Source organism: Delftia sp. ZNC0008 (assembly GCF_000799035.1).
GTDB lineage: Bacteria > Pseudomonadota > Gammaproteobacteria > Burkholderiales > Burkholderiaceae_C > Comamonas > Comamonas tsuruhatensis.
The window spans coordinates 1-1,792 of sequence record NZ_JTKZ01000112.1; the positions used below are offsets into that span (position 1 = coordinate 1).

At 63.4% G+C, this 1,792-nt stretch carries 1 protein-coding gene and 2 pseudogenes; 2 read left to right on the plus strand and 1 reads right to left on the minus strand.

The window, feature by feature from the left end; translation table 11 throughout:
• Positions 1 to 181: 181 nt before the first annotated feature.
• A pseudogene (locus tag L995_RS04160) lies at positions 182 to 1,156 on the minus strand (HD-GYP domain-containing protein); the annotation flags it as partial.
• Between L995_RS04160 and L995_RS31725 the strand changes: the two are divergent.
• Together L995_RS31725 and L995_RS33680 are read left to right on the plus strand one after the other, a co-directional pair.
• Entirely contained in the window at positions 1,151 to 1,651 is a 501-nt protein-coding gene (locus tag L995_RS31725) for a hypothetical protein (protein WP_231574353.1), read from the plus strand. The pseudogene L995_RS04160 and the gene L995_RS31725 overlap by 6 nt on opposite strands.
• A gap of 42 nt (positions 1,652 to 1,693) precedes the next feature.
• Positions 1,694 to 1,792, plus strand: a pseudogene (locus L995_RS33680) (IS5/IS1182 family transposase); the annotation flags it as partial.

Here is a 1,792-nt window from a genome sequence, read left to right on the forward strand (position 1 = left end):
ATGGGCAGGGGCGTGGTCTCGAACAGCAGGTGCTGGAAGGCCAGCTGGGTCTGCAGCTCCTGCTGCACCTTCCAGCGGGCCGTCACGTCCACGGCGCTGCCCGCGAAGCCCACGAGCCGGCCGCCTCGCGCGCTGCGCCGGGGCTGACGGCGGACAGGATGACCGGGTTGTTGGCCAGGCTTCACAGGGCATCGAGGTCGGTGAAACCCCATTTCGCGGGGTCTTCCCGACTGGCTATCTTCTCCTGGCACCCGGGCCGGGCCAGGTCCACGGTCTCCGGTGCCATCCGCATGCCGCTGGCCGTGGAATAGAACACCTTGACCTGCGGACATGTCAGGGACTGGCGGCCAGGGTCCACGACCACCCCCAGCCTGCCCGTTGTCAGCCGCACCAAAGAGCCCACCGGGTAGATGCCTATGCTTTTGACGAAGGCCTGGAATACGGTCTTGTCGAAGTGCCCGGCGCTCCATTCGGCCATCTTGTGCACCGCCTCGGCAGGGTCCCAGCCACGCTTGTAGGGGCGGTCCGAGGTGATGGCGTCGTAGACATCGCAGACCGCGCCCATCTTCGCAAACAGGCTGATGTCCTCGCCGCGCAGCCCGTGGGGGTAGCCTGTGCCATCCACCTTCTCATGATGGTGAAGGCAGACGTCCAGCACCACCGGATCATCGACGCCGCCGGCCAGGAGCAGCTCCAGGCCTCGCGCCGGATGCTCGCGGACCTCGGCAAACTCCCTGTCGGTCAGGCGCCCCGGCTTGTTCAGGATGGGGGCGGGGATCGCCATCTTTCCAATATCGTGCAGCAGCCCCGCATAGCCCGCCTGGCGCACCTGCTGCGGTGGCAGGTCGAGCTGGCGTGCCAGCACGATCATCAAGGCGCAGACCGCCACCGAGTGCATGTAGGTGTAGTCGTCGCTGCTCTTGAGCCGGGCGATGCTGACCAAGGCGCACGGGTTGCGGATGATCGACTCGGACATCTCGGCGACCACGGAGCGGGCCTCGTCCTGGTTGATCTCCCTGCCCATGCGCGCCTCGCGGAACATGGCGGTGATCGCCTGCCTGGACTGGCGGCAGATCCGGGCCGCCCGCTTCACCTCCTCATCGAAAGCAACGGGCCGCAGCTCGCACTCCAACTCGGCCAGTTGCGAGAGTTGGTTACCTCGCCTGATGAACTGACGGCGGAGAAGGCTGCCTGGACTTCCGCGCATGCCGATGTCAAAAGCTCGCTGGCCGAACTCCAGGCCAAGATGGCTTTGAAGGATGTTGCGGCCGATGCACGCGATCTGGTTGCCAAGATTGTGGGCGTGGAGCAGCGCTATGGACCGGTTGTGACCGATATCGTGGCCCTGGCTCTGCAAAACCAGAAGGAGGCGGCGATCCGCAAGATGAGCGACGAGTACCAGCGCTTGATGGCGGAGTTGATCGAGGCCAACGGACACTACAGTGAACTGTCCTACGTCCGTTCCCAGCAGATCATTGAGGAGTCAAAACAGGCATACGAGCACCTCAGAAACATGCTGATCGCCGCCGGATTCATGGCCTTTGTACTTGCTGTACTGATGGGGCGGCTGATATCAAACAGCCAGACACGCGCTCTGGGTAAACAGCCGGCACCAAAAAGTGACGTGTTCCCCATATCCGGTCACTTTTAGAGTGGCTAACACCACTTCGTCACAGGCCCCCGCAGAGCAGTTATGCTCGCTGCCCTCATGGCAAGACGACCCGTTAGCAAAGAACTGTGGCGACAGCTACAACCCCTGATCCCAGCCTTCGTGCCTTCTGCCAAAGGCGGT